Source organism: Coprobacter sp. (assembly GCF_982436375.1).
Window position 1 is genome coordinate 1 of record NZ_CEWDCG010000182.1, and the last position, 6,235, is coordinate 6,235.

The following is a 6,235-nucleotide window of genomic DNA, read 5'->3' on the forward strand; positions in this document are numbered from 1 at the left end:
GGCTTATCAAGATATGATAAAAAATAATACTGCAGTTTTTGCTTGCAAATAAACTTAATAATATAACATACCAAATAGCGGAAGGCGGTTTTAAGTTTTAAAACCGCCTTCCGCTATTTGGTATATCTTTGATATAGAAACTTAACGTACAAATAACATTTCCCTATATTTAGGCAAAGGCCACATCTGATTATCGACCATCAATTCAAGCTTATCGATATGATACCGTATCTCATCTAACATCGGAGCAACAGTGTCATGGTATGCAATAGCTTTTGCCCTTTCCCCTTCGATTTTATTTGCCAACTTACGAGCATTCACCATAGTAGCTACCATTTCTTGTATAGAAAGTGTATGGCGGGCTATTTTACGAATTATTTCCATATCTTTAGAAGACATCGCAGCAGCTTCTTCAGGCGGAAATACTTCCTTAATTTTACAAACCGTATCTAATAATAAAGCTTGATACCTCGTTGCAACAGGCAAAATATGATTCAAAGCCAAGTCTCCCATTACCCGAGCTTCGATCTGTATTTTTTTAGTGTACATTTCCCATTTTACTTCATTGCGAGCAGCCAACTCTACAGCATTCATCACCCCTACTGCCGAAAACATCTCGACAGAAGCAGGTTTTATATAAGCATCAAAAATAACAGGAGTACTGGTCTCACAATCCAATCCACGAGCAGCAGCTTCCGCCTTCCATTCATCGCTATATCCGTTACCGTCAAAACGAATAGGCTTACTTTCCTTTATATATTTTTTCAATACTCGAATAATCGCCTTCTCTTTACTTTCCCCTACCTGAATTTTCTTATCAACCTCTTCTTTAAAGAGACGAAGTTGATGGGCAACTGCAGAATTAAGAACGATCATAGCCGCCGCACAATTGGCAGACGAACCGACTGCTCTGAATTCAAAACGATTTCCGGTAAAAGCAAATGGGGATGTTCTGTTTCTATCCGTATTATCCATAAGCAATTCGGGAATCTGAGATATATTGAGTTTCACCCCTGTTTTATCACACAACTCTATTACCGCATCATCCGAACTGTTTTCTAAAGCATCAAGAACATCTGACATCTGCGATCCCAGAAAAATAGAAATTATTGCAGGGGGTGCTTCGTTCGCCCCTAAACGATGTGCATTAGTAGCTGAAGATATACTGGCTTTCAGCAAAGCATTATGTTTATAAACAGCCATGATTACATTTACAAGAAATGTAACGAACTGCAGGTTTCCTTCGGGTGTTTTTGCAGGAGCCAACAACGGTATTCCGGTATCCGTTCCTAAAGACCAGTTATTATGCTTACCCGACCCGTTTACGCCTTTAAATGGCTTTTCGTGCAGTAACACACGGAATCCGTGACGACGGGCAACACGGCGCATAAGTTCCATAATGACCTGATTATGGTCATTCGCCAAATTACATTCTTCATATATGGGAGCTAACTCGAATTGATTAGGAGCGACCTCATTATGACGAGTTTTCACCGGAATGCCTAATTTCAAACTTTCAATTTCCAATTCTTGCATAAAAGCCGATACACGAGTAGGAATAGCACCAAAATAATGATCTTCAAGCTGCTGATTCTTAGAGCTTTCATGTCCCATAAGCGTTCGTCCTGTCAGCAACAAATCCGGACGGGCAGCATATAATCCCTCATCAACCAAAAAATATTCTTGTTCCCAACCCAAATAAGAATAAACTTTTTTTACTCGCGAATCAAAATAATGACATACCTCCAACGCTGCAGAAGTAACGGCATCAATCGATTTCAACAAAGGAGCTTTGTAATCGAGAGACTCTCCTGTATAAGAAATAAAAATAGTAGGAATACATAACGTATCTCCCACTATGAATGCAGGAGAAGAAGGATCCCATGCACTATATCCGCGGGCCTCGAACGTATTTCGTATTCCACCGTTCGGAAAACTCGAAGCATCTCCTTCTTGCTGAATCAACAGCTTTCCCGAAAACTCCTCGACCATTCCGCCCTTACCGTCGTGTTCTACAAAAGCATCATGTTTTTCTGCCGTACCGTCGGTCAAAGGATGAAACCAATGAGTATAATGCGTCACGCCCATTTCTATTGCCCATTTTTTCATTCCCGCAGCAACAGGATCGGCAATCTCCCGGTTTAAAGGTTTTCCATTATCGATCGCATCGACCAATGCATCGTATGTTTTCCGAGGCAAATATCGAAACATCTTTTCACGATTAAATACATACTTGGCAAAATACTCGGACGGACGTTCTTCCGGGCGTTCCACAGGAACTGCTTTCTTCTTAAAAGCTTCCTCTACAACTCTGAAACGTAAGGATGACATAGAATTTTCTTTTTATTTTTTAGAATAGCTATACAAAGGTAGAAAAAAAACAGAAAGCCCGCTATCATACAAATATATTATACAATAACGGGACTGTTTTATTTTACTGAATAAACTCAATCATCACAATAAATAAATATGGTGCTTAGCACATTCGGTAATTTGATCTTCAGGCCAAATACTTGCCTGCACTTCCCCGATATGCGCTTTTTGCAACAAAAACATGCAAAGACGCGATTGCCCGATTCCTCCACCGATGGAAAGCGGCAGTTCTCCTGATAATAAAGCTTTATGAAAATCTAACTTTTCCCGTTCGGGACAACCGCAAGTTTCCAACTGCCGTCGCAAAGCTATACGATCGACACGAATACCCATAGAGGAAAGTTCGAATGGACATTCTAAAATGGAGTTCCATAAAATAATATCTCCATTCAATCCGTTATATCCATCCGAATTCATAGATATCCAATCATCATAGTCCGGAGCACGCCCGTCATGAGGTTCTCCGTTAGAGAGTTTTCCCCCTATTCCGATAATAAATATCGCACCATATTTCCGTGCAGCTTTCGCTTCTCTATCTTTCGGTGACAGAGTCGGATACATTTGTAAAAGCTCTTCGGCATGAATAAAAGTAATTTTGTCCGGCAATATAGGAGTAATATGGGGAAAGTCGGCATATACCTGACTTTCCAGTTCTTTTACAATATTATATATTTTACGAACGACATCCTTCAGATAATCCAAATTCCGGTCTTGTTCGGTAATCGTCTGTTCCCAGTCCCACTGATCTACATATAAAGAATGTAAATTGTCCAGATCTTCATCCGAACGGATCGCATTCATATCCGTATAAAGTCCATATCCCGGAGCGATTCCGTAAGCCCCCAACTTTAATCGTTTCCATTTAGCAAGGGAATGCACGACCTCCGCCCTTCTATCTCCCATACATTTAATCGGAAAAGTAACAGCTCTCTCATGTCCGTTAAGATCATCATTGATACCTGTTCCGGCTAATACAAACAAAGGTGCTGTTACTCGACGGAGGTTCAACGATTTAGACAATTTTTCCTGAAAACTGACCTTCAATGTCTTTATTGCCTGTTCGGTAGTCTCGGGAAGTAATTTCAATTTATACTGTTTCGGAATAATCAATGCCATTTTTACCTTGTATTTTTCAATATTATTTTAGTGATATACAATTTATTAACCATACCAGCCAAACAAAAACGACTTACTCATCTCATTTTTATAAAGCCATATAGGTATTTTGCAGGGACAAATATAACACTTTTGTATAGAACAACATAAAAAATATAATCTTTTTGCTACTATATTTTTTAAATCAATAACATTTAGATCCACTTATCCATATCGATAAGCAATAAAATTTCTAAAATATTCGATCAGATAGTTCTTTTTGAGTATGTTTGCACCAAGAACAAAATATGATCAACAATTTTATCGCAATAGATTTTGAAACTGCCAACAAATACAGAAGCAGTGCTTGTTCTATGGGATTAGTAATCGTTAATAACGGACTAATAACAAGAGAATGGGAAACTCTTATAAAACCTCAGCCTTTTTTCTTTTCACACTGGAGTACGGCCATACATGGAATTACCCCCGATAAGGTAATGGATGCTCCGACGTTTGAAGAAGTCTGGAGTCGGATCGATTCGTGGTTTGTCAAATGCGACGCGATTGTCGCACATAATGCACCTTTTGACATGAGCGTTCTGCATGCTTGTCTCGAAAAGGCTCAAATCGCCAGTCATCTTCCAGAAAGTATCTGTACTTATCGATTAGCCCGCAAAAAACTGCCATTTCTCAGAAATCATAAACTCAACACTGTCAGTGAATATTTTCAAATTCCTCTTAACCACCATGATGCATTGAGTGACGCCCGGGCAGCTGCAAAGTTGATGCTTCGTCTCTCCGAAATTTAAACAGGCTTTAAATTTCCAACAACACATTAATCAAAATTACGAAAATCAGGATAAAGTAAATATCGCTTTCTCATCTGCCGGTATTCTTTCAATTCATCAGCCCAGCGCCCTTTTATTTGACTCTCATTTTTTCCGGCAATTATGTCCATTCTGACCTGCGTATTTCCCATCAACATATCAAAAAAACGAGGTCTGGTAAAAAAGGATTTTCCTTGATCTGCAATCCGGTAAAAATCAAGGATATATTTCAATGACAATCCTCCACTCACTTCAATCTCCCGTAAATCGATTCCGAAACAAGTCTTATCTTTCTGTAATGGATTCTTATCAAAGCCGGGAAGCGCACGAGGTGTGAAACTAAATGTTCCGAATTTCTTATCCGGATAGCCCAATACTTGAAAAGGGTAACGAGTACCCCGCCCTACACTAATATCTGTCGCCTCAAAAAAACATAATGACGGATACAATGTGATAGATCGACTATTCGGCAAGTTAGGAGACGGTTTCACAGGAAGAATATAAGAATCTCCATGTTGCCAACCTTTTACAGGGATTACCGTAAGTTTTAAGGAATGAGTATCCCCCCAATTTTCACCCCGAATCATTCCGGCCAATTCCCCGATTGTCAAACCGTGTAGAACCGGAAGCGGCAACATTCCAACAAATGAACGCAAAGAGTCTTGCATGATCGGTCCGTCAATATAATCGTTCGGATTAGGACGATCCAACACGACCATCTCCACTCCGGCTTCAACACAAGACTGCATTACATAATACATAGTACTTATATAAGTGTAAAAACGTGCACCGACATCTTGAATATCGAATACTATAACATCTATTCCAGACAGCTGTTCTCTTGCCGGCTTTTTATTTTTCCCATAAAGGGATATAATGGGCAAACCCGACTGCTTGTCACGACCGTTCATGACAACTTCTCCGGCATCTGCATTTCCGCGAAAGCCGTGTTCCGGTGCAAAAACAGAGACGACATGAACTCCCCGACTCAATAATGTATCCAAAAGGTGTGTTTGCTTATCCCCCACCAAAGAAGTATGATTAACGACTAATCCGACCCGTTTGAATTTTAACAAAGAAACAATTTTATCAATCTGATCCGCCCCGTTCAATAAAGGAACAGCCTGAATTATACCTAAAGATAAAACCCAAAATATCAATAGAAATGTATGACGTTTCATTTTTTTATTTTTGTCTGTAAAGATACAGAAATACGTTTTCTAATATACATTTTCTAAACAGAATTACCGCGCATTTATCCTAAAAATCTTATTTTTGTAACTAAAGTTAATCATTTATAGCTATCCTATCATGAAACATGTACTCTTTTTGATTATAGTGCTTTCTTGTAATTGTATTTTACTATCTGGACAAAACAACGTTCCGAAAAATCCGTTCGTACCACGAACACAGCCGGCACGAATCATTACAAACAAAAAGGATACAGTACAAAATACTTTATGCGGGAAGTCCGGAAGTCTAAGGAAAACAGATTTTGCCCATGCCATAGACATGTTAGGTTTTGAAAAAAGGCTGAATGACCGTACCGAAACATTCATGCTACAAAACAATACCGAAAATCTGGTTACCCGAGTAAAACTAAAAATCACATATAGAGCTCCCAACGGAAAAATGATTGATTACCGGGAAGTAATGGTCGATGGAGAATTACTGCCCCATACAACTCGGCAATTTGAAATAGAAAGTTTCGACAAGGGCAAACGATATTATTTTCATAAAAGTACCGGAGGAAACAAAAAATTAGAGGGCTACCCTTTCCATATACAATTCTCTCTACTGCGATACGATATTGCTATTACCCAATAAAATTTGAGCTTATATCGTTTTTTTAACTGCCAATACCGCCGCAAATTCTTTTTGTGGCATGTTCTTTGCAGTAGTACTAATAGTATTTTGAATTGATATTTAAACAGTTCAAA

The 6,235-nt window shown here is 38.9% G+C and carries 5 protein-coding genes; 2 read left to right on the forward strand and 3 right to left on the reverse strand.

The window, feature by feature from the left end; all coding sequences use genetic code 11:
* Nucleotides 1–141: 141 nt before the first annotated feature.
* Together AC1WHX_RS09760 and asnA are read right to left on the reverse strand one after the other, a co-directional pair.
* Nucleotides 142–2,331 (reverse strand): glutamine synthetase III family protein, encoded by a 2,190-nt coding sequence (locus AC1WHX_RS09760; protein WP_302544633.1) that lies wholly within the window; start codon nt 2,329–2,331, stop codon nt 142–144.
* A gap of 123 nt (nt 2,332–2,454) precedes the next feature.
* Nucleotides 2,455–3,489 carry an aspartate--ammonia ligase gene (gene asnA / locus AC1WHX_RS09765; RefSeq protein WP_009317615.1) on the reverse strand — a complete coding sequence of 345 codons (1,035 nt, stop codon included), beginning with the start codon at nt 3,487–3,489 and terminating at the stop codon, nt 2,455–2,457.
* A 287-nt stretch (nt 3,490–3,776) separates the two neighbouring features.
* Between asnA and AC1WHX_RS09770 the strand changes: the two genes are divergently transcribed.
* Nucleotides 3,777–4,277 carry a 3'-5' exonuclease gene (locus tag AC1WHX_RS09770; RefSeq protein WP_009317617.1) on the forward strand — a complete coding sequence of 167 codons (501 nt, stop codon included), beginning with the start codon at nt 3,777–3,779 and terminating at the stop codon, nt 4,275–4,277.
* 26 nt (nt 4,278–4,303) lie between these two features.
* Here the strand turns inward: AC1WHX_RS09770 and AC1WHX_RS09775 are convergent, their stop codons facing one another.
* Nucleotides 4,304–5,476 carry an exo-beta-N-acetylmuramidase NamZ family protein gene (locus AC1WHX_RS09775; RefSeq protein WP_270738580.1) on the reverse strand — a complete coding sequence of 391 codons (1,173 nt, stop codon included), beginning with the start codon at nt 5,474–5,476 and terminating at the stop codon, nt 4,304–4,306.
* 130 nt (nt 5,477–5,606) lie between these two features.
* Here AC1WHX_RS09775 and AC1WHX_RS09780 point away from each other — a divergent pair, with 130 nt between their 5' ends.
* Nucleotides 5,607–6,122, forward strand: a complete 516-nt coding sequence (locus tag AC1WHX_RS09780; RefSeq protein WP_009317619.1) for a hypothetical protein — start codon at nt 5,607–5,609, stop codon at nt 6,120–6,122.
* Nucleotides 6,123–6,235 lie beyond the last annotated feature (113 nt).